The 22,793-nt window shown below is 71.9% G+C and carries 21 protein-coding genes; 11 read left to right on the plus strand and 10 right to left on the minus strand.

Annotated features, from left to right (window positions below; translation table 11 throughout):
* Positions 1–49: 49 nt before the first annotated feature.
* Together OG357_RS16415 and OG357_RS16420 are read left to right on the plus strand one after the other, a co-directional pair.
* Positions 50–1,627: a class I adenylate-forming enzyme family protein gene (locus OG357_RS16415; RefSeq protein WP_329621856.1), complete on the plus strand. Its 1,578-nt coding sequence runs from the start codon at positions 50–52 to the stop codon at positions 1,625–1,627.
* 51 nt (positions 1,628–1,678) lie between these two features.
* Positions 1,679–3,532: an FG-GAP-like repeat-containing protein gene (locus tag OG357_RS16420; protein ID WP_329621857.1), complete on the plus strand. Its 1,854-nt coding sequence runs from the start codon at positions 1,679–1,681 to the stop codon at positions 3,530–3,532.
* On the opposite strand, the gene OG357_RS16425 is transcribed toward OG357_RS16420, so the two are convergent.
* The gene (locus OG357_RS16425; protein WP_329621858.1) at positions 3,525–3,890 is read right to left on the minus strand and encodes an STAS domain-containing protein; all 366 of its coding nucleotides are present in this window, start codon (positions 3,888–3,890) and stop codon (positions 3,525–3,527) included. The genes OG357_RS16420 and OG357_RS16425 overlap by 8 nt on opposite strands.
* A 176-nt stretch (positions 3,891–4,066) precedes the next feature.
* Between OG357_RS16425 and OG357_RS16430 the strand changes: the two genes are divergently transcribed.
* Positions 4,067–4,651 (plus strand): sigma-70 family RNA polymerase sigma factor, encoded by a 585-nt coding sequence (locus OG357_RS16430; RefSeq protein WP_329621859.1) that lies wholly within the window; start codon positions 4,067–4,069, stop codon positions 4,649–4,651.
* Positions 4,648–5,946, plus strand: coding sequence for a maleylpyruvate isomerase N-terminal domain-containing protein (locus OG357_RS16435; RefSeq protein ID WP_329621860.1), 1,299 nt, complete (start codon positions 4,648–4,650; stop codon positions 5,944–5,946). The genes OG357_RS16430 and OG357_RS16435 overlap by 4 nt, the downstream gene beginning before the upstream one ends.
* A 15-nt stretch (positions 5,947–5,961) precedes the next feature.
* Here the strand turns inward: OG357_RS16435 and purU are convergent, their stop codons facing one another.
* Complete coding sequence (gene purU / locus OG357_RS16440; RefSeq protein ID WP_329621861.1) at positions 5,962–6,813, minus strand: formyltetrahydrofolate deformylase; 852 nt, start codon at positions 6,811–6,813, stop codon at positions 5,962–5,964.
* 60 nt (positions 6,814–6,873) lie between these two features.
* Complete coding sequence (locus tag OG357_RS16445; protein ID WP_329625608.1) at positions 6,874–7,317, minus strand: SCO4402 family protein; 444 nt, start codon at positions 7,315–7,317, stop codon at positions 6,874–6,876.
* A 203-nt stretch (positions 7,318–7,520) separates the two neighbouring features.
* Between OG357_RS16445 and OG357_RS16450 the strand changes: the two genes are divergently transcribed.
* Complete coding sequence (locus OG357_RS16450; protein WP_329621862.1) at positions 7,521–8,798, plus strand: ABC transporter substrate-binding protein; 1,278 nt, start codon at positions 7,521–7,523, stop codon at positions 8,796–8,798.
* 9 nt (positions 8,799–8,807) lie between these two features.
* Here the strand turns inward: OG357_RS16450 and OG357_RS16455 are convergent, their stop codons facing one another.
* Positions 8,808–10,313, minus strand: a complete 1,506-nt coding sequence (locus OG357_RS16455) for a hypothetical protein (RefSeq protein WP_329621863.1) — start codon at positions 10,311–10,313, stop codon at positions 8,808–8,810.
* A gap of 117 nt (positions 10,314–10,430) precedes the next feature.
* On the minus strand, positions 10,431–11,813 hold the full coding sequence (locus OG357_RS16460; protein ID WP_329621864.1) for a transcriptional regulator: 1,383 nt from the start codon (positions 11,811–11,813) through the stop codon (positions 10,431–10,433).
* Between the two features lie 343 nt (positions 11,814–12,156).
* Here OG357_RS16460 and OG357_RS16465 point away from each other — a divergent pair, with 343 nt between their 5' ends.
* The 3 genes from OG357_RS16465 to OG357_RS16475 all read left to right on the plus strand — a co-directional run bounded on the left by OG357_RS16465 (position 12,157) and on the right by OG357_RS16475 (position 15,418).
* Positions 12,157–12,840 carry a bifunctional DNA primase/polymerase gene (locus OG357_RS16465; protein WP_317598113.1) on the plus strand — a complete coding sequence of 228 codons (684 nt, stop codon included), beginning with the start codon at positions 12,157–12,159 and terminating at the stop codon, positions 12,838–12,840.
* A gap of 74 nt (positions 12,841–12,914) precedes the next feature.
* Positions 12,915–13,772 carry an ABC transporter ATP-binding protein gene (locus tag OG357_RS16470; RefSeq protein WP_329621865.1) on the plus strand — a complete coding sequence of 286 codons (858 nt, stop codon included), beginning with the start codon at positions 12,915–12,917 and terminating at the stop codon, positions 13,770–13,772.
* Positions 13,769–15,418 (plus strand): transporter, encoded by a 1,650-nt coding sequence (locus OG357_RS16475; RefSeq protein WP_329621866.1) that lies wholly within the window; start codon positions 13,769–13,771, stop codon positions 15,416–15,418. Before OG357_RS16470 ends, OG357_RS16475 begins: the two co-directional genes overlap by 4 nt.
* A gap of 243 nt (positions 15,419–15,661) precedes the next feature.
* Here the strand turns inward: OG357_RS16475 and OG357_RS16480 are convergent, their stop codons facing one another.
* The gene (locus OG357_RS16480) at positions 15,662–16,690 is read right to left on the minus strand and encodes a hypothetical protein (protein WP_329621867.1); all 1,029 of its coding nucleotides are present in this window, start codon (positions 16,688–16,690) and stop codon (positions 15,662–15,664) included.
* Between the two features lie 121 nt (positions 16,691–16,811).
* Positions 16,812–17,222 carry a hypothetical protein gene (locus OG357_RS16485; RefSeq protein WP_329621868.1) on the minus strand — a complete coding sequence of 137 codons (411 nt, stop codon included), beginning with the start codon at positions 17,220–17,222 and terminating at the stop codon, positions 16,812–16,814.
* A gap of 81 nt (positions 17,223–17,303) precedes the next feature.
* On the opposite strand from OG357_RS16485, the gene OG357_RS16490 reads away from it, so the two are divergent.
* The gene (locus OG357_RS16490) at positions 17,304–18,122 is read left to right on the plus strand and encodes a helix-turn-helix domain-containing protein (RefSeq protein WP_329621869.1); all 819 of its coding nucleotides are present in this window, start codon (positions 17,304–17,306) and stop codon (positions 18,120–18,122) included.
* Complete coding sequence (locus OG357_RS16495) at positions 18,119–18,355, plus strand: DUF397 domain-containing protein (RefSeq protein ID WP_329621870.1); 237 nt, start codon at positions 18,119–18,121, stop codon at positions 18,353–18,355. The genes OG357_RS16490 and OG357_RS16495 overlap by 4 nt, the downstream gene beginning before the upstream one ends.
* 16 nt (positions 18,356–18,371) lie before the next feature.
* Here the strand turns inward: OG357_RS16495 and OG357_RS16500 are convergent, their stop codons facing one another.
* Positions 18,372–19,448: a GH25 family lysozyme gene (locus tag OG357_RS16500; protein WP_329621871.1), complete on the minus strand. Its 1,077-nt coding sequence runs from the start codon at positions 19,446–19,448 to the stop codon at positions 18,372–18,374.
* Between the two features lie 211 nt (positions 19,449–19,659).
* On the opposite strand from OG357_RS16500, the gene OG357_RS16505 reads away from it, so the two are divergent.
* On the plus strand, positions 19,660–20,760 hold the full coding sequence (locus tag OG357_RS16505; RefSeq protein ID WP_329621872.1) for a helix-turn-helix domain-containing protein: 1,101 nt from the start codon (positions 19,660–19,662) through the stop codon (positions 20,758–20,760).
* Between the two features lie 56 nt (positions 20,761–20,816).
* Here the strand turns inward: OG357_RS16505 and OG357_RS16510 are convergent, their stop codons facing one another.
* Together OG357_RS16510 and OG357_RS16515 are read right to left on the minus strand one after the other, a co-directional pair.
* Positions 20,817–21,275: a peptidoglycan-binding protein gene (locus OG357_RS16510; protein ID WP_329621873.1), complete on the minus strand. Its 459-nt coding sequence runs from the start codon at positions 21,273–21,275 to the stop codon at positions 20,817–20,819.
* A 222-nt stretch (positions 21,276–21,497) separates the two neighbouring features.
* Positions 21,498–22,718 carry a peptidase inhibitor family I36 protein gene (locus OG357_RS16515; RefSeq protein ID WP_329621874.1) on the minus strand — a complete coding sequence of 407 codons (1,221 nt, stop codon included), beginning with the start codon at positions 22,716–22,718 and terminating at the stop codon, positions 21,498–21,500.
* Positions 22,719–22,793: the final 75 nt, after the last annotated feature.

The following is a 22,793-nucleotide window of genomic DNA, read 5'->3' on the forward strand; positions in this document are numbered from 1 at the left end:
CTACGCTCGCCGAAGAATCTGACGGAACGTCAGCCAAGAGGGGTAACGGATGACCGAGACCGCACACGCCCTGGGTGATTCCCGCACGCTCTGGGAGCTCGTCGAACGCCGCGCCGCCCTCACCCCCGACCGGCCCGTCCTCCTCCAGGGCGACCGCGTCCTCACCTTCGGCGGCCTGCGCGAGCGCGCCGAGCGCTGCGCCGCCGGGCTGTACGGGATGGGGGTGCGGCCGGGCACGGTCGTCGCCTGGCAGCTGCCCACCCGGATCGAGACGGCGGTGCTCTCCTTCGCGCTCGCCCGCATCGGCGCCGTACAGACGCCGGTCATCCCCTTCTACCGGGACAAGGAGGTCGGCTTCGCGCTGCGCGAGTCCAAGGCCGAGTACTTCGCCGTCCCCGGGGTGTGGCGCGGGTTCGACCACACGGAGATGGCCCGGCGGCTCGGCGCGCGCGGGATCTTCGAGGCGTACGGCCCCGAATCCCTCCCGGACGGCGACCCGGGGATCCTGCCGCCGCCGCCCGCCTCGGGGACGGACGTCCGCTGGATCTACTGGACCTCAGGCACGACCTCCGACCCCAAGGGCGTCCTGCACACCGACCGCTCGCTCCTCGCGGGCGGCTCCTGCCTCGCCCACGCGCTGCGCCTCACGGACGGGGACGTCGGCTCGATGGCCTTCCCGTACGCGCACATCGCCGGGCCCGACTACACGGTGATGCTCCTGCTGTACGGGTTCCCCGCCGTCATGTTCGAACAGTTCGCCCTGCCGGAGGCGCTCGACGAGTACCGCGCGAAGGGCGTGACCGTCGCCGGCGGCTCGACCGCCTTCTACGCGATGTTCCTCGCCGAACAGCGCAAGCGCCCCGACGAGCCGGTCATCCCCACCCTGCGGCTGCTCGCGGGCGGCGGGGCGCCGAAGCCGCCGGAGATCTACCACGCGGTACGGAAGGAGCTGGGCTGCCAGCTCACCCACGGGTACGGGATGACCGAGGTCCCGATGATCACGATGGGCGACCCCGAGGACACCGTCGAGAACCTCGCGACCACCGAGGGCCGCCCGCCCGCCGGCATGGAGATCCGGATAGTCGGCGCCGGCGCCGGCATCGGGACCGGGACCGGCGTCGGGACCAGGACCGGCACCGGCTCAGGTACCGGCGACGGCGAGGTCCGGCTCCGCGGCGAGGCCGTCTGCCAGGGCTACCTGGACCCGGCGCAGACCGCGGCCGCCTTCGACGAGGACGGCTTCCTCATCACCGGGGACGTGGGGCACCTGACCCCGAGCGGCCACCTCGTCCTCACGGGCCGGATCAAGGACATCATCATCCGGAAGGGAGAGAACATCTCGGCCAAGGAGATCGAGGACCTCCTCCACCGCCACCCGGACGTCGGCGACGCGGCCGTCATAGGCCTCCCGGACCCCGAGCGCGGCGAACGCGTCTGCGCCGTCGTCGAGCAGCCCCCGGGCGCGGCCCCGCTGACCCTGCCAACGGTCGCGGCCTTCCTCCGCGAGGCCGGCCTCTCCGTCCACAAGCTCCCGGAACAACTGGAGGTCGTGGACGCCCTCCCCCGCAACGAGACCCTGCGCAAGGTGCTGAAATACCAGCTCAGGGAACAGTTCGGCGCTCTATGATCCCCGGGATTCTTCCGCGAGTTCCCACTCGCGGAACCTGAGGGGGACCACATGAGAAGACGACCCATCGCGCTCGCGGCGGGCCTCGCGGCCGTCGCGGGCCTGCTGCTCGGCATACCGGCGGCGGGCACGGCGACGGCAGCGGCGACGGCGACGGCGACGGCGACGCCAGCGACGGCTACTGCCACCGCCACCGTCACGACCACTCCGTACGCCGGCGAAGTACGCGTCATCACCTGGAACATCTGCGGCGAGGCCGGCAGCAAGCGCGGAGTGATCGGCTACTGCCCGTACCGCAACGAACCCGGCCTCAAGATGGACGAGGTCAAGAAGCTCGTCGACGCCCACCAGGCGAACGTCGTGATGCTCCAGGAAGCCTGCGGATACCAGGGCGAGACGCCCCCGGCCGGAGCCGAGAAGAGCCACATGGCCCTGCTCGCCGCCCGCCTCGGCCCCGGCTGGTCCCTCGCGCACGCCGCTGGGAACAGGGCCGGCGACTACGTCGACAAGGACCCGCTCGTCGTCAAGGACGAGAGCGACCCGCTCAATGCCGAATCGGCGTGCCGCGGCACCGCCCTGGGTGGCAAGGTCGGCGTCCTGCTCGCCGTCAAAGGGACCTTCGACGGCCCCGTCGAGCGCGTCGAGACCGTCCCCGCCGAGCTCTCCCACCGCCGGCTTCCCCTGCTCTGCGCACGGGTCACCGGCCTCACCGACAAGCTCTGCACCACGCACCTCATCGACAGCAACAGCACCGTGGCGAAGCGTCAGAGCGAGACCGTCCGCGACCACCTCAAGTCCGCGCTCGCCACCGGTGTCGTCCTCGGCGGCGACTTCAACTACCGCGAGACCACGGATGCCCTGAGCCCGATCGCCACCACCCTCGACCGCTGCGAGAACGACGACGACACCTCCGTGCACTGGGAGAACACCGCTGCCCAGCCGCACTGGAGCCGCATCGACCACCTCTTCGGAACCGAGCGGCCCGGCGGGCAGCGGTTCGTGTCCTGCACCGTCGACCACTCCCTCCTGGACACCACGCAAAACCTCCTGATCGACGCCAAGCCCTCGAACGGCTATTCCGACCACGCCCCGGTCATCGGCTACCGCCGCCCGGCGCCCGTCCCCGGCGACATGACCGGCGACGGCGCGCCCGACCTCGTCGCCGTCGACGACGACGGCAAGCTGCGGCTCCACCACGGCGAGGGCACCGGCGGCCTCCCCGCAACCTACGGAGTCATCGGCACCGGCGGCTGGTACAGCGCCTCCGTGGCGCACCGCGGGGACTGGACCGGCGACGGCACGGAGGACGTGCTGGCCCGCGTCGGCGGCGAGCTGCGCGTCTACGCCAACCGCGGCGACGGCTCGATCACCGCGCCCGTCGTGGTCGCGACCGGGCTGCCCACGGACACGAAGGTCGCAGGCGTCGGCGACGTCACCCACGACGGACACCCCGACGCGGTCCTCCAGTACGACGACAAGCTGTGGCTCCGCGCCGGGGTCCGCGGCGCGACGCCGGCCGTGGCCGCACCCGTCCTGATCGGCCCCGGTGGCTGGGACGTCATGACGCTCACCTCCCCCGGCGACGCCGACCGGGACGGGCGCGTGGACCTGCTCGCCCGGAGCACCGGGAACGGCGACCTCTGGCTCTACCGGGGGTACGACGACGGGACCTTCGGCAACCGGGTCGAGTACGGGCACGGCTACGCCGTCACCACGCGCCCGCTGCTCGCGGGAGGTGCCGACGCCGACCGGAACGGGGTCGCCGACCTGTGGGCGACGACGAGCGAGGGCACCGGCACCCTGCTCTTCTACGCGGGCGGCACCGGCGACACGGGGACCCCGGTGGACGGCTCCCGCACCACGGTCGGCACCGACTCATGGAGCACGATCCGGTCGATCAGCTGACCTCCACCACGGCCGCGGGGACGTCCCCGTACACGTCGAAGAGGCGGCGGACGCCGAGGGCGGACAGGACCCGGTCGACATGACCGTCCCCGCCGTCGATGCCCGCCTCGGGCAGGATCAGGCGGAGGCGGCCGCCGCAGGAGCGGAGGAGGCGGCGGGCGGCGATGAGGACGCCGACTCCACTGGAGTCGCAGAAGCGCACGGCGGACAGGTCTATCACCAGGTCGTGCCGGCCCCCCGCGACGGCGTCGTGGACGTGTCGGCGTATGCGGGGGGAGGTGACCAGGTCCAGTTCGCCCCTGATGCTCAGCACCGTCCAGGGACCCTGCTCGTCCTCGTCGACCTCGATCGTCGTCACGATCGCCGCCTGCCCCGACACCACCGGCCGAAACCCCTTCACCGAGGTATGGCGCTTTCCTTACCATCCAGACCCGCGTCAAGGGCGCACTTGCGGCAAACAGGCGTGCGTCGTCGGCACCGCGCATTACTTTGGAGAACGAGGACTCAAGGGCCGGCAGGGAACGGAGGATTCGCATGGCGATGGAGACACCACCGCGCTGGGACCGCAAGATGCAGCAGCGGCTCGCCGCCGGGGAGGCCGCCGCGCTCGGCGAGTTCTACGACCGGTTCGCCTCGCTCGTGCACAGCCTCGCCCACCGGGTGCTCGACGACGACGCCGCGGCCGACCAGGTCACCCGCGAGGTCTTCGGCTACATCTGGGAGAACCCCGACGACTACGACCCCAAGCAGGGGAACATGCGGTCGTGGGTCGCCCGGCTGACCCAGCGGCAGGCCGTCCACCGGCTGCGGCAGGCCGAGGCGACGGCCTACGCGGAGACCGGGCAGGGCTCCGCCGAGGAGCTGGAGCAGAAGGTGCGGCGGGCCTCCGTCGCGGCCCGCGCGGACTACATCGTGACCTCCATGCCGGCGCCGCTGCGGGCCGCGCTCGAACTGGCCTACTTCCAGCGGCGGGACTACCGCCAGACCGCGGCCGACCTCGGGGTCACGGAGGACGAGGCACGGCGGCGCCTCCGGCTCGGGCTCCAGCTGCTCTCCTCGGCGAACACCCGCTCCCTGGAGGGCTCCTCCCCTCCCGGCGGCTACGGGCGGACGCTGTGACGGGGGCGAACGGCGACGCGGACGGCGTCGCACGCGCCCCGTGGATACCGGGCCCGCGCCGGTCGGCGGACGACCACGCGGACCTGACGGCCGACCCGACGGTGGACCCGGCGAAGGCCCCGGAGGCCTTCGAGGCTCGCGAGCTCCCGGAGGGCCCGGCGGTCGAGGCGGAACCGGCCGAGCCGGACGTGCCGCAGCTGACCCACCGCGTGCTCAAGTCGCTCCTCGGCGCCTGGGCGCTCTCGGCGTGCTCCGCCGGGGAGACGAAGGCCGTCGAGGACCACCTCACCGAGTGCGCGCCCTGCGCCGAGGAGGCCCTGCGGCTGCGGGACGCCGTCGCCCTGCTCCACGAGGACCGCGACCTGGACCTCGACCCGCTGCTGCGCTCCCGGGTCCTGGAGAACTGCCTGGGCCGCCGCCCCGCCCGCGTACCGGTGCCCGAGTGGGTCACCCCGTACGACGCGGAGACCGCCCGGCTCGACGCGCTGCTGCGGGACATCGGCGAGTCGGAGTGGCACGCCCCGGTGCGGCTCAAGTGGTTCGAGGACGAGCACATCGTGCGCCGCAAGACCACCGTCGCCGGGGTCATCGGCCACCTCCTGGCCGTGGACGGCCTGGTGACGTCGGCGCTCGGCATCAAGGACCCGCTGGGCGCGGGCGTGCCCGAGCTCTCCCCGACGGAGCGGACCGAGGCGTTCTGGTCGGCGCTCGACCGGCCGCCGAACCGCGCGCTGCGCGGGCCCTGGCGGGACCAGTCGCACGCCCTGATCCGTACGGTCTCGTTCGCGGGCCGCGGCGTGGGCGACCTCACGGTCACCTACAAGGACTTCGCGCTGCCGCTGCGGGACTCGCTCCTGGAGCGGGCCTTCGAGTGCTGGGTGCACGCGGACGACATCGCCAACGCGGTGGCGTACCCGTACGCCCCGCCGAGCGGCGCCCATCTCCACGGCATGATCGACCTGGCGGTCCGGCTGCTCCCCGCCGCCCTCGCCGGGCGCCGCCGCAGCGGCCTCGCGGCCCCGGCCCGGCGCCTCGTCGCGGCGGGCGCGCCCGGCCGCTCGCTCCACCTGGAGGTCGAGGGGGCGGGCGGCGGCCACTGGTACATCGCGCTGGACTCCCCGGCGGCGATCGCCTCGCCGGACCGGGCGGTGGCGCAGGTGGCGATGGACGGGGTGGAGTTCTGCCAGCTGGTGGCCGGCCACATCTCGCCGGAGGAGGCCGCGGCCGGACAGGACGGCGACCGGGAGGCCATCCGCGACGTCCTGTCGGCGGCGGCGTCCCTCAGTCGCCTGTAGCGCCCTGCGGAGCTGCTACGCGAAGACGACCGTGCGGCGGCCGTTCAGGAGGATGCGGCGCTCCGCGTGCCACTTCACCGCGCGGGCCAGCGCCTGGCACTCCACGTCGCGGCCCACGGCGACCAGCTGGTCCGGGGTCACCTCGTGGCCGACGCGCTCGACCTCCTGCTCGATGATCGGACCCTCGTCGAGGTCGGCCGTCACGTAGTGCGCGGTCGCGCCGATCAGCTTCACACCGCGCGCGTGCGCCTGGTGGTAGGGCTTGGCGCCCTTGAAGCTCGGCAGGAAGGAGTGGTGGATGTTGATGATGCGGCCGGAGAGCTGCTTGCACAGGTCGTCGGAGAGCACCTGCATGTAGCGGGCGAGGACGACCAGCTCGACGTTCTCCTCGCGGACCAGGTCGAGGAGTTCCGCCTCGGCCTCGGCCTTGGTGTCCTTGGTGACCGGAATGTGGCGGAACGGGACGCCGTACGAGCCGACGAGCTCCTCGAAGTCCGTGTGGTTGGAGACGACGGCGACGATCTCCACCGGCAGCGCGCCGATCCGCGAGCGGAACAGCAGGTCGTTCAGGCAGTGCCCGAACTTGGAGACCATGAGCACGACCCGCATGCGCTGCTCGGCGAGGTGGATCTGCCACTCCATGCCGTAGGAGTCCCCGACCGCCGTGAAGCTCGCGCGCAGCTTCTCCACGTTCACCGGGGCCTCGGCCGAGAAGTGGACCCGCATGAAGAAGAGACCGGTGTCGCGGTCCCCGAACTGCTGGCTGTCCTCGATGTTGCACCCGGTGATGAACAGGTAGCTCGACACGGCGTGCACGATGCCCTTTTTGTCCGGGCACGAGAGGGTGAGGACGTACTGGTCGGTCATCCCGTCAGCCTGCCATACCGGGGAGGCCCGCGAGAGCCACCGTCCGGCAGGCGGAACGGCTCAGGACCGCGTCATGATATTGAGCACGTCGAGGGAGCGCGGGGGCGCGTCGGGATCCTCCCCGTCGGCCTGCGCCATCCGTACGTGTGCCTCGCGGGCGGCCCGTACGGCCTCGGGCCAGCCCTGGTGCTGCAGGTAGGCGGAGACGGGTGCGTCCGGGCCCACCTGGTGCATGATCCGCAGCACGCGGAGCACGGCGACGTCGACGAGGGCGGCCTCGCCGGTGTCGCGGAAGACCGCGCCCACGTACTTCTCTGCGGACCAGTTGTCGAGCCAGGTGTCCTCGACGAGGCGGTAGACGGCGTCGGTGACGTCGCCGTATCCCTCCTGGCCGGCCAGCCAGGTCGTCTCGTGGAACCCGGGGTCGGAAAGCATGTGCAGCGCGGAACGCACGTTGATGCGCCAGCGCCACCACGGCATGTCGTTGAGCGGCATGCCGCCCATGGTGGAGGAGCGACGGCCGCGACGGGAAGAGTTAACCGAACCGGAGACTGGACTGGACACGTTTCGATCGTACGTTCCCTTGCCAGATAAGCGGACTCGCCCCCTCCCCATCACCGCCCGGCCCCCGTAATTCACCTTTACGTCACCCTTCGTTGAACCGCGCTCACTCCCGCGTTACCCGTGAGGCGGAAATGTGCATGCCCATGACCGGTAGGCGACTGACCTCACTCCTCGCGTACGTCACCACCACGGCGGCCGGAGCGTCGCTGCTCACCGGGTGTGGCGTGCTCCCTGGGGCCACGGGGGGCTCCAGGGAGCCCGTCACGGTGATGACCTGGGCACCCGACCAGACCCAAGCGACCAACATGCCCGGAATGCCTGCGATGGCGCAGGCCTATGCCCGCTGGGTCAACTCCCAGGGCGGCATCGACGGCCACGAACTCCGCGTCCTCACCTGCAACGAACAGAACACCAGCGCCGGCGCCGCCGCCTGCGCCCGCCGGGCCGTCCGAGAGAACGCGGTCGCGGTCGTCGGCTCGTACAGCCAGAACGGCAGCTCGTTCATGGCCCCGCTGGAAGCCGCCGGCGTCCCGTACATCGGTGGCTACGGCATCTCGGAGGACGAGTTCACCAGCTCGCTCTCCTACCCCGTCAACGGCGGCCAGGCCTCCCTCATCGCCGGACACGGCATGCAGCTCGCCGAGTCCTGCCGCAAGGTCTCCCTCGTCCGGCCCGACACCGTCGCCGGCGACCGGCTCCCCGACCTCCTCAACTCCGGCCTCCGCAAGGCGAGTCACCGCAGCGCGATCGACATCCCGGCGGTCGAGGACGCCGGCGAGTACACCGAGCAGGCCGGCCGGGCCCGCGACAAGGCCGGCGACGAGAAGGGCTGCGTCACCGCCGTGCTCGGCGAGCGGACCCAGACCTTCTTCGACTCCTTCCGGCGCCTCCCGGAGGACGGGAAGAACGGCGGCTCCGGCAAGAAGGGCGACCCCGTCCGCATCTCCTCCGTGCTCGGCAGCGTCGCCCAGCCCGTCATCGACCGCACCGGCGGCGCCCGCAGCCCCTTCGAGGGCGCGTACGTCACCGGCTGGTACCCGGAGGCGGCCGACAAGAGCTGGGCGCCGATGCGCAAGGTCATCCAGGAGCACGCCTTCGCCGACAACCGGGTCGACCCGGCCGACGCCGGCGTCCAGACCACGTGGATCGCCTACACGGTCCTCAAGTCGGTCGTCGAGACCCTCGACAGGGACAAGATCACCGCCGAGCAGATCACCCACGCCCTCGACCGGGGCGCGCGCATCGACACCGGCGGACTCACCCCCAGCCTGCGCTGGATGTACGAGGACCTGCTCGGCGCCCCCGGCCTCATCCGGGTCGTCAACCGCGAGGTGACGTTCCAGGTGGTCCGCCAGGGGCGGCTCGTGGCGCAGAAGCCCGGCTTCGTCGACGTCGGCGAAACCGTCCTCAGCGCCCCGTAACACGCTCCCCTAGAGCTGGGTGGGCGTCCGCTTGTCCAGTCCGTACTTCGTGGCGGTCGGGTTCCACAGCCCGGCCGCCTGCTTCTTGGCGGTGGTGGCCTCGCCGCTCTTCTTGTTGGCCTCCACCAGATGACCGGTGCTCTTGGCCTTGCCGCCCTTGCAGGCCTTCTTGGCCTTCATCTGGACCGCCCAGGCCGCGTAGTGGTCGTCCGCCGAGGCCGAGGCCTGCCAGGCCTTCGTCAGCGCGGCCGTCAGCTGGGGGCTGTTCGGAAGCTTGTCCACCGAGAGCGTCTTGAGCTTGGTCACCAGGCCCCGGCGCTGGTCGGCGGCGCCCCGCAGGTCCTTCGCCGCCTGGTCGAGGTCCTTGCACTGCTGGATCTTCGCGACCGAGCTGATCACCGTGTCACGGCTGCTGTTGCTGGTCGCGAGGAGCTTGTCCAGCTCCTTGGCCTGCGGCTCCGCCGGGTCGGCCGGCTTCTCCGCGGGCGCCTCGGTGGTGGCGGAGGGCGCGGCGGAGCTCGCCGCGACGTTCTGCCCGGGAGTCTTGGGGTCCTTCGGGTCGTCCTCGCCGCTGAGCAGCATCCCGGCGCCGAGACCGACGACCGCGCAGCCCACGACGACGGCGGCGATCAGCGCGACCGGCGACTTACGGCGCGGCGGCTCGGGCTCGTCGTCGTAGTACGCGTCCTGGTAGGCGTACTGCTGCGGCGGCTGCGGCGGCTGGTAGCCGTGCTGCTGCGGAGGCGCCTGGTGCTGCTGGTGCTGCTGCTGCTGCTGGTACGGCGGCGGGGCGGGCTGCTGGTGCTGCTGCTGCTGCTGCTGCGGCTGGTAGGCCTGCGGCGGCTGCGGGGCCCGCGGAGCCTCCGTACGGAAGAGGTTGTCGAACTCGGCGGGCGGCTGCCGCTCACCGGTTTGCTGAGCCTGCGACTGCGGCGGTACGGGCGCGATGTACTGGGTCGCGTCCGAGGCGCCCCCGGGCTGCCCGGGCAGCTGGCCCGGGAGCGGCCCCGTCCCCAGGAACTGGGTGTTCGCGCCCGCGCCCGGGTGCGGCGGCACGGCCGCGATGTGCTGCGTCGCCTGCATGTCCCCCGCGGCCTGGGCGGCCGGCGGCGGGTACCCGTACCCCGGCTGCGGGGCCTGCACCGGCGGCATCGCACCGGGTACGGGCGCGATGTGCTGGGTCGCCTGCATGTCGGCGGCGGCCTGGGCGGCCGGCGGCGGGTAGCCGTACCCGGGCTGCGGCGGGAGCTGCTGCGGTATCGGCGCCTGAGGCGCGGCCTGCGGCGGGATCTGCTGCTGCGGGACCGGCGGCAGGTACTGCGTGGACTGCATGTCGGCAGCGCCCGGCGTCGCCTCAGGGGGCAGCGGCTGCGCGGGCGGCAGCGGCTGCCCGCCCGGCTGACCACCGGCGGGACCCCAGGCGCCGTCCCACGGCTGAGCTCCCCCGTGGGCACCGTCGTGCGCGGGGGGCACCGCCGGGTACTGCGGCTCCGGACCCTGTCCGTTCTGCGTCACCGGGACTCCTACTGATGGACCTACGGAATCGTCGGCTCACGCTACCGGGTGCGCGCGGGGCTCCGCACACACGTGTGAGGCCGGTTACACAACCTTCCTGCGCCTCGCCTCCGTGGCCTACGCCGCCGACAGGTCCATCCGCGCGCTGAACTCCCGCACCACCGCCTCCCCCGCGTACGGCTCCAGGCTCTCCCTCAGATCGTCCAGGTACTCCGCGCCCCGCGACGACCGCAGCGTGCCAAGGAGTTCGAGCGCCCGCGTCCCCGTCCGGCAGGCCTGCTCCACCTCCCGCTGCTGCACCTGCGCCGACGCCAGCAGGGCCAGACCGATCGCCCGGCGCCGCGCCCGCGTCTCAGGATGGCCGGCGATCGCCTCCCGTGCCGCCCGCGCCGCCTCGTCCGCCTGCCCCAGGTCCCGGTGGCAGTGCGCCAGTTCGTCCGCGAGGTAGGCGTGATCGAAGTGCGCGATCCACACCGGGTCGTCGCCCGCCTCCGGATCGGCCTGCTCCAGCGCCCGTACGGCACGGCCCGCCGCCGTCTCGAACGAGCTGATGTCCCCCATCAGCGCGTGCCCGCGCGCCTCGGCCGCCAGGAACATCGCCTCCGCCCGCGGCGGCACCTTGCCCCGCGCCCCCTCCTGCGCCGCCCGCGCCAACTGGGCGATCTCCCGGGGGTTCCCGAGCTGCGCGGCGAGGTGGCTCATCGACGCGGCCAGGACGTACCCGCCGTAGCCCCGGTCCCCCGCCGCCTGCGCGAGCCGCAGCGCCTGGATGTAGTAGCGCTGCGCGAGACCCGGTTCGCCCGTGTCCACCGCCATGTACCCGGCGAGCTCGGTCAGCCGCGCGGCCGCCGCGAAGAGCTGCCGGCCCACGGCCTCCCGGTACGAGCCCGAAAGCATCCCCGACACCACGCTGTTGAGGTAGTGCACCACCACCGGCCGCACGTGACCGCTGCCGAACCGCCGGTCGAGGTCGACCAGCGCGCTCGTCATCTCCCGTACCGCCGCGACGTCCGCGACCCCGACGCGCGCGCCCGCGAGCCGCGCCACGTGCGCGTCAGGACCGGTGATCAGCCAGTCCCTGCTGGGCTCGACGAGCGCGGAGGACGCCACCGTGGAGCCCGTCAGGAAGTCCCGCCTGCCCACGTCGCTGCGCCACAGCTCGCAGACCTGCTCGATCGCGCCGAGCACGGTCGGCGCGAACTGGAGGCCCACCCCGGCGGCGAGGTTCCGGCCGTTCGCCATCCCGACCTCGTCGATCGTGACCGTCCGGCCCAGTTTGCGGCCCAGTGCCTCCGCGATGATGCCCGGCGCCCGGCCGCGCGGCTGCTGCCCGCGCAGCCACCGCGCCACCGACGTCTTGTCGTACCGCAGGTCGAGGCCGCGCTCCGCGCCGACCATGTTGACCCTGCGGGCGAGGCCGGCGTGCGAGCAGGCCGCCTCCTGGATGAGCGCCTGGAGCCGTTCGTTCGGCTGACGCGCGACGAGTGGCCTGGCTGCCATGAGTTACCCCCTGAGGCCGAGCGGTGATCACAGGTGCAGTGATCACGAGAAGTGATCACTGCCCGGTGGATATCCGGTCAATGCCGATGTGAACACGCGAAACCGGACAGGCCGGCCGCGACGCTGCCGCCGGCGCCCCCACTGATGCGTGCCCCTTGCTTCGTGCCCCTTGCTGCGTGCCCCTTGCTGCGTGCCCCTTGCTGCGTACCCCTTGCTGCGTACCCACCCCCCGCTCCCCCGGCCCCCGCGCGCCCCCGCCGGTGCACCCGTGCGCCCCGTATGCAGGATCGATGCGTCACACCGCTCTCCCCCGCGCCCGTAACCCCAGGTGACGGGGGCAGTTGTGTTCACCGTGGAAGAGACCATCGGAGTCACGGAAGCCGCACAGATCCCCCAGCAGCGAGGCGAACAACTGCTGGACAGCGCCGTGCGGTACGCGGAAGAGCGGCACTGGGACGTGTTCCCCGGGACCTGGCTTGAGGCCGTCGAGGGCAGGGAGCGATGCTCCTGCGGCGCGGAGTGCGCCGTCCCCGGCGCGCACGCGGTCAAGCCCGACTGGTCGACCCAGGCCACCGGGAGCGGCGTCGGGGCGCGGCGCATGTGGTCGAAGACGCCGAAGGCGTCGATCCTGCTGCCGACGGGCCGGACGTTCGACGCGATCGAGGTGTCGGAGTCGGCCGGTTTCCTCGCGCTGGCCCGCATGGAGCGCATGGACCTGACGCTCGGCCCCGTGACCTGCACCCCGGACCGCCGGATGTTCTTCTTCGTCCTGCCGGGCGCCGCCGCCAAGGTGCCCGACCTCGTACGGAAGCTGGGCTGGGTCCCGGGCGCGATCGACCTCGCCACGCGCGGCGAGGGGCACTACGTGGCGGCCCCGCCCACCCGGATCGGCGGCGTCGGCGCGGTGCAGTGGGCACGGCGCCCCACCCCGGCGAACCGCTGGCTCCCCGACGCGGAGGAGCTGATCAGCCCCCTCGCGTACGCGTGTGGCCGGGAAGCTGCGGAGGCGCGCGTCCGGGCGCAGTGATCCCTGGGCCCGGCCAGGCCTCACCCGTATGGTGGTGCCCGTATACACGGGGACAACCGAAGGGTTGACGGGACATGCCTGACCAGGCATTTGACGGAGTTTTCGACAAGGCGGGCGCCGCAGCGGGCACCGCACCGGGTGCCGGTGCGGTGCCCGCGGTGCGTGTCGAGGGGCTGTGGAAGCGTTTCGGCCAGCAGATCGCGGTGAACGGGATCGATCTCGTCCTGCCCGCGGGGAAGTTCATCGGGCTCGTCGGGCCCAACGGAGCCGGCAAGACGACCACCCTCTCCATGATCACGGGGCTGCTCCGGCCCGACCAGGGGCGGATCCTGGTCGCCGGGCACGACGTATGGGCCGACCCCGAGTCGGTCGCCGAGGTCAAGGCGCGGATCGGCATCCTGCCGGAGGGGCTGCGGCTCTTCGAGCGGCTCTCCGGCCGTGAACTCCTCGCGTACAGCGGCCGGCTGCGAGGGCTGCCGGGCGCCGAGGTCGACAAGCGGGCCGCGCAGCTCCTCGACGTCCTCGACCTCACCGGCTCGCAGAACAAGCTGGTCGTCGACTACTCGACCGGCATGCGGAAGAAGATCGGCCTCGCGGCCGCCCTCCTCCACAACCCCGAGGTGCTGTTCCTGGACGAGCCGTTCGAGGGCGTCGACCCGGTGTCGGCGCAGACGATCCGCGGGGTCCTGGAGCGGTACACCCAGTCCGGTGCGACCGTCGTCTTCTCCAGCCACGTCATGGAGCTGGTCGAGTCGCTGTGCGACTGGGTCGCCGTGATGGCGGCGGGCCGGATCCGCGCGCAGGGCCCGCTCGCGGAGGTCCGCGGCGACCGGCCCTCGCTCCAGGCGGCGTTCCTGGAGCTGGTCGGGGCGAACGGGCGCGAGACGGCCGGGGAGTCCCTGGACTGGCTGGGCGGCGGGGCGCAGCGATGAGCACGACGACCACCGTCACCACGACCAGCACCACTGCCGCCTCCCCCAGACCGTCCCTCACGTCCACCTTCGTACGGCTCAAGCTGTCGCTGCTGAAGAACGGGCTGCGGCAGTCGGGCGGGCGGACCGCCGCGTACATCGTCTCGATCGTCTTCGGCGTCCTGTTCGCCGCGGGCATGGTGCTGTCGTCCGTCCTGCTGCGGGGCAGCGCCTCGGCCGACACGGTCGCGGTCCTCCTCATCGGGACGCTCGCGCTGTCCTGGACGGTCATGCCGCTGTTCGTGCCGAGCGGGGACGAGACCCTCGACCCGTCGCGGCTCGTGATGCTGCCGCTGCGGCCCCGGCCGCTGGTCCGGGCCCTGCTCGTGGCGTCCCTGGTGGGCGTCGGGCCCGTACTCACCCTCGTCCTGGTGCTCGGCGCGGCCCTCTCGGTCGCGCGGGGCACGGCGGGCGTCGTCGTCGCCGTGCTCGCCGTCCCGCTCGTGACGGCCGTGTGCGTCGCGCTGTCCCGGGCGGTGGCCGCCGCCAACATCCGGCTCCTGACCTCCCGCAAGGGCCGAGACCTGGCGCTGCTCAGCGGCCTGGTGATCGCGGTCGGCATGCAGCTGGTCAACTTCGGCGCCCAGCGCCTCGGCCAGACCGGCGGTCTGGGCCCGCTCGAACCGGCGGCGGCGGTCGTCGGCTGGCTGCCGCCGGCCGCCGCGATCGGCGCGGTCGACGCGGCGAGCAGCGGCGACTACGCGGTGGCCGTGGCCCGGCTGCTGCTCACGGCGGCAGCGCTCGTGGCGCTGGTGTACTGGTGGCAGCGGAGCCTGGTGCGGCTGATGGTCGAGCCGGACGGCTCCACGATCGGCGCGTCGTCCGGGTCGGGTGCCGCCGAGAAGTCCGGGGGTACGGGGCTGCTCAGCCGGATCCTGCCGGGCGGGCGGACGGGCGCGGTCATGGAGCGCAGCCTGCGCTACATCTGGCGCGACCCGAAGACGAAGGCCGCGTGGGTGACCTCGCTGGCCATGGGCCTGATCGTGCCGCTCTTCAACGCCTTCCAGGGCACGGGCACCATCTACTGGGCGTGCTTCGCCTCGGGCATGCTCGGCGTCCAGATGTACAACCAGTTCGGCCAGGACACGTCGGCGTTCTGGATGGTCGCGCAGACCATCTCGACGACGGCCGACGCGTACGCCGAACTCCGGGCCCGGGCCCTGGCCCTCCTGTACGTCACGCTGCCGTTCACCGTGCTGGTGACGGTGGCGACGGCCGCCGTCCTCGGCGACTGGTCGGCCCTCCCGGAGGCGCTCGGCCTGTCGTTCGCCCTGCTCGGCGCGCTGGTGGGCTCGGGCGCGGTGGCCTCCTCGGTCTTCCCGTACTCGATCCCGCAGGACAGCGGCTACAAGAACGTGGCACCGGGACAGGGCGGCCTGGCCTGGATGTCGATCCTGGGCGGCATGCTCGGCTCCGTGGTGCTGTGCGCCCCGCCCATCGGCGCGACGATCTACCTCCACCTGTCCGACCGGCAGTCCGCGCTGTGGCTCATCCTCCCGGCCGGCGTCCTCTACGGCGCCCTGCTCACCTGGGCGGGCCTCAAGCTGGCGGCCCCGCGCACGGCGAGGCGACTCCCGGAGATCCTGACGGCGGTCAGCAAGGGCTGACGGCCAGGCCGGACGATTCGACGATCGGTGGGCGTGTGACCGCCCGCCGATCGTTCGCACGCATGGGGGCCTTTGCGAAGACGGCACGTGCGTCTACGCGGTGGGCAAGAAGCCGGGACCGCCGGCGATGTCGCCGGTGCCACGTGCGACCACCCGCTCGTCGGGTCGGCCGGGGCCGCGAGATCCGGACCCTGACCACGCCACGGGGCGGGGCGGGGCGGGGCGGGGCGGGGCGGGCGGACGCTAGGTGGTCAGGCCGCCCTGGGCGTACTCGTCGAGGCGGTCCCGCCAGCCCGCCGGCATACCTACCCGCTTGCTGTCGGGCCGATATGCGGGCAGGCCGTACTTTCGCTCATGTTCGTCCCAGGCCGCGTCCGTGCGGCACGGGCCGCAGTGCGTCTCGTCCGCCGCCGGGCGGAAGACGTGCGGGTTTCCCGGGCCCTCGCAGGCGATCAGCGGCGCCGGGCGGGCGGGCGGCTCGGCAGGAGCCTCCGGGGCGTCCGGGACGAGCGGTGCCGGCATCTTCTCCGTCAGGCGGTGCCGCAGGAAGCCGACCGCCGACCGCACGCCGTTGCCCGGCAGGTACGCCGTCAGGGCGCGGCGCATGTCGGCGGCCGAGACCCCGCGACGGAGCCATTCCGCCGCCTGCTCGGCCAGCCCCCGCGCCTCCCGGACCCCGAGCAGCAGGTCCTTGTGGCTGTGGCGGAGGGAGAGCAACAGGCGTTCGGCTGTGAGAAATTCCGGGTCGCCGTCAGGCGGTGCGGAGTCCGCCTCGATATCCGCCTCGGGGGCCGGGTCCGGCTGCGGCTGCGGCTCCGGGTCCGGTTCGCGATCCGCCCGCGCTTTGGGGGGTGGGTGGGGATCGTTCTTCCCAGAGTCTTTGTCTACCGGTTTATAGGTTTGGGCATTCCGGTCCCGTGAAGAACCGGCTTTCGGCTGCCGACCACTCGGCGACTCGGGCGGCTCGCCGCCACCCCGGAGGGCGATCGCCTCCTCGCTCGTGAGGGTGACGTTCGACGCGAGTTGGTCGGTGACCCAACGCCCCCGATCGTTCTGCCACCTCCACTCGTGGAGGTACCCGTTCGCGATCAGGTGCTTCCTCGCGTTCCGGTACTCCCTGGGCGTCAGCTCCAGCGCCTCCGCGTACTTGCCGAGGGCCTCATAGCGCTCCTGCTCGGGGAGGCTCTGGACGATGAGGATCAGGACCTTCGCGTCACTGTTCATCCGACGCGAGTAGAGGATCTCGTTCGCGGCCTTGGTGTAGCTGCGCACAGGCGCGATAACATGCCGAAGCATTTCTGGTGGACCTCTAGTTTCCACTGGGCGTGAAGGTCCTCGGACGGTGTTGGCGCACCCCCGGGGACCGCTCCCTTTACGGAGCGTGATAACAGGGTTACCGTAGCGCACAATTGACGGTCCAATGCAACAACTCCGCCTCTACGAACGGATCTTCGAGCGTCGGTCGCGACCGCCAGTCCAACGGCCAGGTCAGCCCGTGCAACGCCGGGATCCCGACGTACGCCTCACTCCTGCCGCTGCCACTCAGCGCCCTCGTCGGCGCCGGCCACGCGAAGTCGCCTGCGGCGCGCGGCGGAAGCAGAAAGTACAGGTTCTTCTCGCCGGTGGCCTCGCGGACGATCGGGCCCGCCTGGAAGTCCGTGAACGACATGATCCGGTACGCCACGTCCTCGCCGAGGAAGCCCCCGATCCGTACGGCGTCGAAGTGCACGCCCGCGTGACGGAGGGCGTGACCGGTCGCGGGTACCCAAGCGGGTGCGGTGTCAAGCGACTTGCGCAGATTCATGCGGCCAGCTTGGAGGCCGTGGTCTGCTGAGACCAGCGACACAGTCCGGTTGTGCAGGACTGTGCACTCGGGAGGTCGGGTGTGAACAACGAGAAGAAGGGGAGCCCGGGGGCCGCGAAGGCCTTCGGTGCGCTCCTGCGTTTCTACCGCGAGCGGGCAGGCATCTCACAGGAGGCACTGGGCCGGGCAACCGGATACTCCAAGTCCCAGGTGGCCATGATCGAGCGCGGGGAGCGGCGGGCGAAGGGGAACTTCGTCGACATCGCGGAGGAGTTGCTGGGTGCACAAGGTGCACTTCTGGCAGTGGCCGGGGAGGTCACGGCGAGTGGCATCGCCGCCTGGTTCGAGGACTACCTGGAGGAGGAGATCAAGGCAGCGGGCATCCACTGGTACGAGACCCATCTGATCCCCGGGCTTCTCCAGACCCCGGAGTACGCACGGGCCGTCTTCCACTGCGCCGTCCCGGCCCTGGAGGACGAGGAGATAGAGGCGGGCGTCGCGGCCCGGATCAAGCGGCAGGAACTGTTCTCCCGCAGGCCCGCGCCGCTGGTGACCTTCGTCCTGGAGAAGGCCGCGCTGACCAAGCCGCTCGGCGGGCCGGAAGTGCTCCGGAAGAACCTGCTGTACGTGCGGGAGTGCGCCGACCTTCGGAACGTCACCATCCAGGTGATGCCGGAGGACCGGCGGACCCACGCCGGGCTCAACGGGCCGTTCATCCTTCTGGAGACCGAGCGGCGCCAAGGTCAACTCGTCTATGTCGAGGGGCAGGGCGGCAGGTACTTTCTCAGCGAGCAGCCGGACGTGGGGGACTGCTTCGCCCGCTACAGCACTCTGCGGGCGCAGGCCTTCAGTCCGGAGGAATCGGCACGACTCATCGAACAGGTGGCACGAGAGCTATGAGCACCGACCTCAACTGGTTCAAGAGCAGCTACAGCGGCGACCAGGGCGGCGCCTGCGTCGAAGTCGCCCTCTCCTGGGCCAAGTCCTCCTACAGCGGCCCCCAGGGCGGTGACTGCGTCGAGGTCGCCACCTGCACGGATGCCGTCCACGTCCGGGACTCCAAGGACCTCGACGTCCCCCCCTTCTCCGTCTCCCCCGGCGCCTGGGCCGCTTTCGTGGCCCGGGTCGGCTGACCCGGGCCACGGGACCTCAGCGGTTCGCGAGCCGGTCCAGGTCGGCCCGGGTGCCGTTGAAGACGTCCGCGTTCACCGGGGCCTTGATGGCGTCGAAGAGCGCGGATTCCGTGTACTGCCACATCAGCCAGCTCGCCGAGCCCGCCGGCAGCGGCGGCTGGGTGATCGACCGGCGGTAGTCCGCGAGCTGGAGGCCGTACCCGGCGAAGGCCGTCGTCGAGCCCATGCAGTCGTCCAGGAACGACTTCTGGGTGTAGATGACCGGCTTCCGGCCGAACGCGGTCTCCACCTTGTTCAGCCATGCCGTCACGTCGGCCACCGAGCCGTGGACCGGGCAGCGGCCCGTACCGTCGTCCATCCGCTCCAGGTCCAGGACGGGCGGCAGGTCTCCGGGGCGGTGGCCGGTGTAGCCGGTGGCGCGTACGGCGGCGATGAAACGGTCCGCCTGCGCGGGTCCCGTCGGCGCCGTCGCCGCCGTGTAGAAGTGGTACGGGGCGACCGCGAGGCCCGCCTTCCGGGCCGCTTCCAGGTCGGTGGCGAGGTACGGGTCCGTGACGTTGAGGCCCCGCGTGGCCTTGACCGTCGCGAACTCGACGCCTTCCGCGCGCAGGCCGTTCCAGTCGATCGCCGCGCCTCCGGGGTGCTGGTACACGGAGGTGTCCACGCCGTCGACTGCGTAGCCCGCCGGGCGGGGCGGCTCGCAGGAGGCCCCTCGGGCGGCCCAGTCGTCCAGTGCGGCCCAGGTGTTCGGGCCGACGATCCCGTCCTTGCCCAGACCGGCGCACGACTGGAACTGGGCGACCCGGCTCTCCGTCCCTCCGCCGAAGTCGCCGTCGACCACGAGGGGCGGGTAGTGGCCTGGCTCCATCGTCAGGTTCAGCAGGCACTGGGCCTCCTTGACCTCGGCGCCGCCGGCACCGCGTCGCAGGGTCGGACGCGCGTCGGAGTAGTCGCACCCGGCGACCGCCGGCCCCGCCGGGGCGGGGCGTCCGGCCGCTTCGGCCGTCGTCGACGCCACCACCGTCGATGCGAGCAGCAGCGCGAGCGACGCCCCCGTGAGGGTCAGCAGCTCTCGAAGCTTCCTTCGTCCCATCTGTTCCTCCTGTGGTCTCTGTGACTTCCGCGGCACGAGTTCCGAGCCGGTGTTCGACGGCATGCCGATGCGCCGCAACTACGGGCTTCAGCACGGCAGTTCTGGGACATTGGGACGTCGGGGCGCCATGGGCCTCCCGGACCGGAGACAACGCCGAACCCTGGGACGTCACTGGGACGACGGTCGGGGGTGCTCTCGTCAGGAGTTCGTTTTGAATCGATTCACCGAGGCCGAGCGCTTCGCGGCCCGACTGCGCGAGTTACGCCAGCGAGCCGACTACAGCTACGAGGTCCTCGCCCAGAAATCCGGTACCAGCCGTTCCAGCCTCCACCGCTACTGCACGGGCTCCTCCGTCCCGCAGGACTACGGCTCCGCCCACCGCATCGCCGTCGCCTGCGGAGCCACCCCCGCCGAGCTGCGCGAGCTGCACCGGTTGTGGGCCTTGGCCGACGCGGAACGGGCTGAAGCGCTCGAACCCACCGAGCCGGTCGAGTCGGTTGAGCCGGCTGAGCCGGTTGAGCCGGTTGAGCCGGTTGAGCCGCCTCCGCCGGTCGAAGTCGCCTCTCCTCCGGAGGAGAAGGAAAGCGAACCCGCCGAGCCGACCGTCACCGAGCCCGAGCCCGACCACGAACCCGCTCCCGCCCGCCGGACCCCGCGCCGGCTCCTCGTCGCCCTCGCCGTCACCGGCCTCGTCCTCGCTCTCACCGCCTGGGGCGTCTCCGTCCTCTCCTCGCCCCCGGAGGGCACGGCACCGGAGCCCTGCGGGCCCGTGGTCAGCATGGGGCAGAACGACGAGTGCGTACGGGACGTACAGGAGCGGCTCCGCGACCATGGTGCCCGCATCGGGGTCGACGGGTCCTTCGGGCCGGAGACCCTGCGCCGGGTGACGGCGTTCCAGGTGCTCGCCGGCCTCGTACCGAACGGGGTCGTCGGGGACCCCACGAAGAAGGCCCTCCGCGAATCGCCGGTCCGTATGGAGACCTGGGCGCCGGAGAAGGTACGCCAACGGGTCCGCGAGGTCTTCACGGAGGCACCTGACGATGCCGTGGCCATCGCCGACTGCCAGTCCTTCCTCGACCCTCTCCACATCCTGCCGAACACCAACGGCAGCAGGAACTGGGGGGTGTTCCAGATTTCCGACGCGCGCCTGGCAGAACTGGGCGGCACGCCGGCCCAGGCGCTCGACCCCGAATGGAACATCCAGGCCGCCCGGAAGCTGTGGAGCCGCGAGCGCGACTTCGGCGACTGGCCCCACTGCGAGCGGGCCCTGACGAAGGCCCCGGCCACACCGTCGGCGTCCGCGTCCCGCTGAGGACGAGCGCGCCCGCCTCACCTCCCCCGTAGAGAGGTGAGGTGGGCGCGTACGGATCAGGCGTGGGCGTTGGCGAACCGCGCGAACGCGGCCCGCGTCCCCGCCCCGGCGATGCCGTCGATCGCACCCGTGTAGCCGCTGGTCGCCTTCAGCTGCCGCTGGAGCGCCCTGATCGTGTTGGGGCCGGGGTCTCCGTCGATCGCACCCGTGTAGCCCCAGTACTGCTTCAGGCAGCGCTGGTAGGCCTTCCAGCTGTCGGTGCCGAGGAGGCCGTCGATGCTGCCGTTGTAGTCCCAGAACTGGGCCAGCCAGCGCTGCACGTTCTTGGCCTGCGTGGTGCTCAGGCCGAAGTTGTTCGTCGCCAGCGTGCCGAAGGCCTCCGCGCCCACCGCCTGCTGGGCGGCCGCCGGCGGGGCTGCCGCGAAGCCGGTGCCCGCCGTCGCGAGGGTTCCCGCCGCCAGGCCGGCGATGGCGGTGACACTGACGAAGGCCCTCGTCAGAACGCTCGGTCGCATGTGCTTTCCCTTCATTCGGTGACGCTGTCCGTGTCGAACGGGGACGACGCTGGCAGGGCGTCCCGGACCGTCGCAACGAACACCGGCCCCCTGGGACGGCGGGATGGCTCCGTCCGTCTGAGCTGCGGGGATGCCCTCGCAGCTGGGACGGGGATGGGACGCCGTGAGGGCCCCCACCCGTCGGGGTGGAGGCCCTCACCTCACTCACGTACGCCTATCGGATCAGAAGGCGCCGTTGAGGCTCCACCAGTTGGCGTCCTCCGGGGCGCCGGCGCCCAGGGCGCCCGTGCCCTTGCCGCCGTAGAGGACCAGGCAGCCCACGCCTCGGCAGCCCTCACCGACGTAGTCGCTGGTGGTGATGGCGGCGAGGTCGTTGCGGCCGTCGGCGTCGAAGTCGCCGACCGCGAGGAAGGAGGCCATGACGTTCCAGCCGCCGGAGCCGATCAGCACGCGGGCACCGAGGGTGGTGCCGGTGGACGGGTAGAGCCAGAGCTTGCCCGTGGAGCCCTCGCGGCCGATCAGGTCGGCCCGGCCGTCGCCGTTCATGTCGCCCGGCGCCACCAGGGCGTTCATGGCGTTCCAGCCGCCGTTGCCGATCAGCTTGCGCGCGCCGAGGGTGCCCGTCGCCGTGCCCGGGTAAAGCCACAGCTTGCCGGTGGACTTCTCGACGGCGAGCAGGTCCGAGCCTCCGTCGGCGGTCAGGTCACCGAACGCGGTGAGCTTGTTCATGGCGTTCCAGCCGCCAGTGCCGATCAGCTTGCGCGCGCCCAAGGCGCCCGTGCCGGTGCCCGGGTAGAGCCAGAGCTTGCCGGTGGCCAACTCACGGGCGATGACGTCCTCGTGGGCGTCACCGGTGAAGTCACCGTGCCGGGTCAGGGCGTTCATGGCGTTCCAGCCGCCGGAGCCCACGAGCTTGCCCGTGTCGTCACCGGGCAGGAACCACAGACGCCCGACCTTGTCACGGACCAGGACGTCCGACTTCTTGTCCGCGTTCATGTCGCCGAAGCCGGCGGCCATGGGGGCCGTGTAGGCGTTCCACTCGGGGTACGGGGGCGCCACGCACTCACGCTCGGTGGGCACGAGCCTCACCGAGCTGACGCTGCTCCACGCGTAGCCCCACTCGGTGCCCGCCGGGTCCGGGCGCCGGATGTCGGTGCCGCCCTCGACGTCGTAGTTCGGGTCGTCGTACAGGCAGGCGAACTTGTTCGTGTGGTTGACGACCGACTCGAACGTGTTGTCCCAGGTCCCGAGCGTCGCCGTGTCCACGTTCGTCTTGTACATCGTGCCGGTGCCGTTGTCGGTCTTCCAGGCGCAGAAGTAGCCCGCCGGGCAGTCGCTGATCGCGGCCTGCGCGGGCACGGCGCCCGAACCCAGCAGAGCGGCAGAGGTGAGTCCCAGCGCCGTGGCCACCGTGGCCAGGCGCTTCAGCAGTGATGTGCGCAAAGTCGTTCCCTCCCTGAGGTGGCGCGGAGAGACCTCGACGCGCCACGGGGGCACCGTACCTTGTCATGCGACGAT

Source organism: Streptomyces sp. NBC_01255 (genome assembly GCF_036226445.1).
Lineage (GTDB): Bacteria > Actinomycetota > Actinomycetes > Streptomycetales > Streptomycetaceae > Streptomyces.

Coding starts and splice junctions, on each gene's coding strand:
- OG357_RS16415 (WP_329621856.1), top strand. CDS start 50: ATGACCGAGACCGCACACGCCCTGGGTGATTCCCGCACGCTCTGGGAG.
- OG357_RS16420 (WP_329621857.1), top strand. CDS start 1,679: ATGAGAAGACGACCCATCGCGCTCGCGGCGGGCCTCGCGGCCGTCGCG.
- OG357_RS16430 (WP_329621859.1), top strand. CDS start 4,067: ATGGCGATGGAGACACCACCGCGCTGGGACCGCAAGATGCAGCAGCGG.
- purU (WP_329621861.1), bottom strand. CDS start 6,813: ATGACCGACCAGTACGTCCTCACCCTCTCGTGCCCGGACAAAAAGGGC.
- OG357_RS16445 (WP_329625608.1), bottom strand. CDS start 7,317: ATGGGCGGCATGCCGCTCAACGACATGCCGTGGTGGCGCTGGCGCATC.
- OG357_RS16450 (WP_329621862.1), top strand. CDS start 7,521: ATGACCGGTAGGCGACTGACCTCACTCCTCGCGTACGTCACCACCACG.
- OG357_RS16460 (WP_329621864.1), bottom strand. CDS start 11,813: ATGGCAGCCAGGCCACTCGTCGCGCGTCAGCCGAACGAACGGCTCCAG.
- OG357_RS16470 (WP_329621865.1), top strand. CDS start 12,915: ATGCCTGACCAGGCATTTGACGGAGTTTTCGACAAGGCGGGCGCCGCA.
- OG357_RS16475 (WP_329621866.1), top strand. CDS start 13,769: ATGAGCACGACGACCACCGTCACCACGACCAGCACCACTGCCGCCTCC.
- OG357_RS16485 (WP_329621868.1), bottom strand. CDS start 17,222: ATGAATCTGCGCAAGTCGCTTGACACCGCACCCGCTTGGGTACCCGCG.
- OG357_RS16495 (WP_329621870.1), top strand. CDS start 18,119: ATGAGCACCGACCTCAACTGGTTCAAGAGCAGCTACAGCGGCGACCAG.
- OG357_RS16500 (WP_329621871.1), bottom strand. CDS start 19,448: ATGGGACGAAGGAAGCTTCGAGAGCTGCTGACCCTCACGGGGGCGTCG.
- OG357_RS16510 (WP_329621873.1), bottom strand. CDS start 21,275: ATGCGACCGAGCGTTCTGACGAGGGCCTTCGTCAGTGTCACCGCCATC.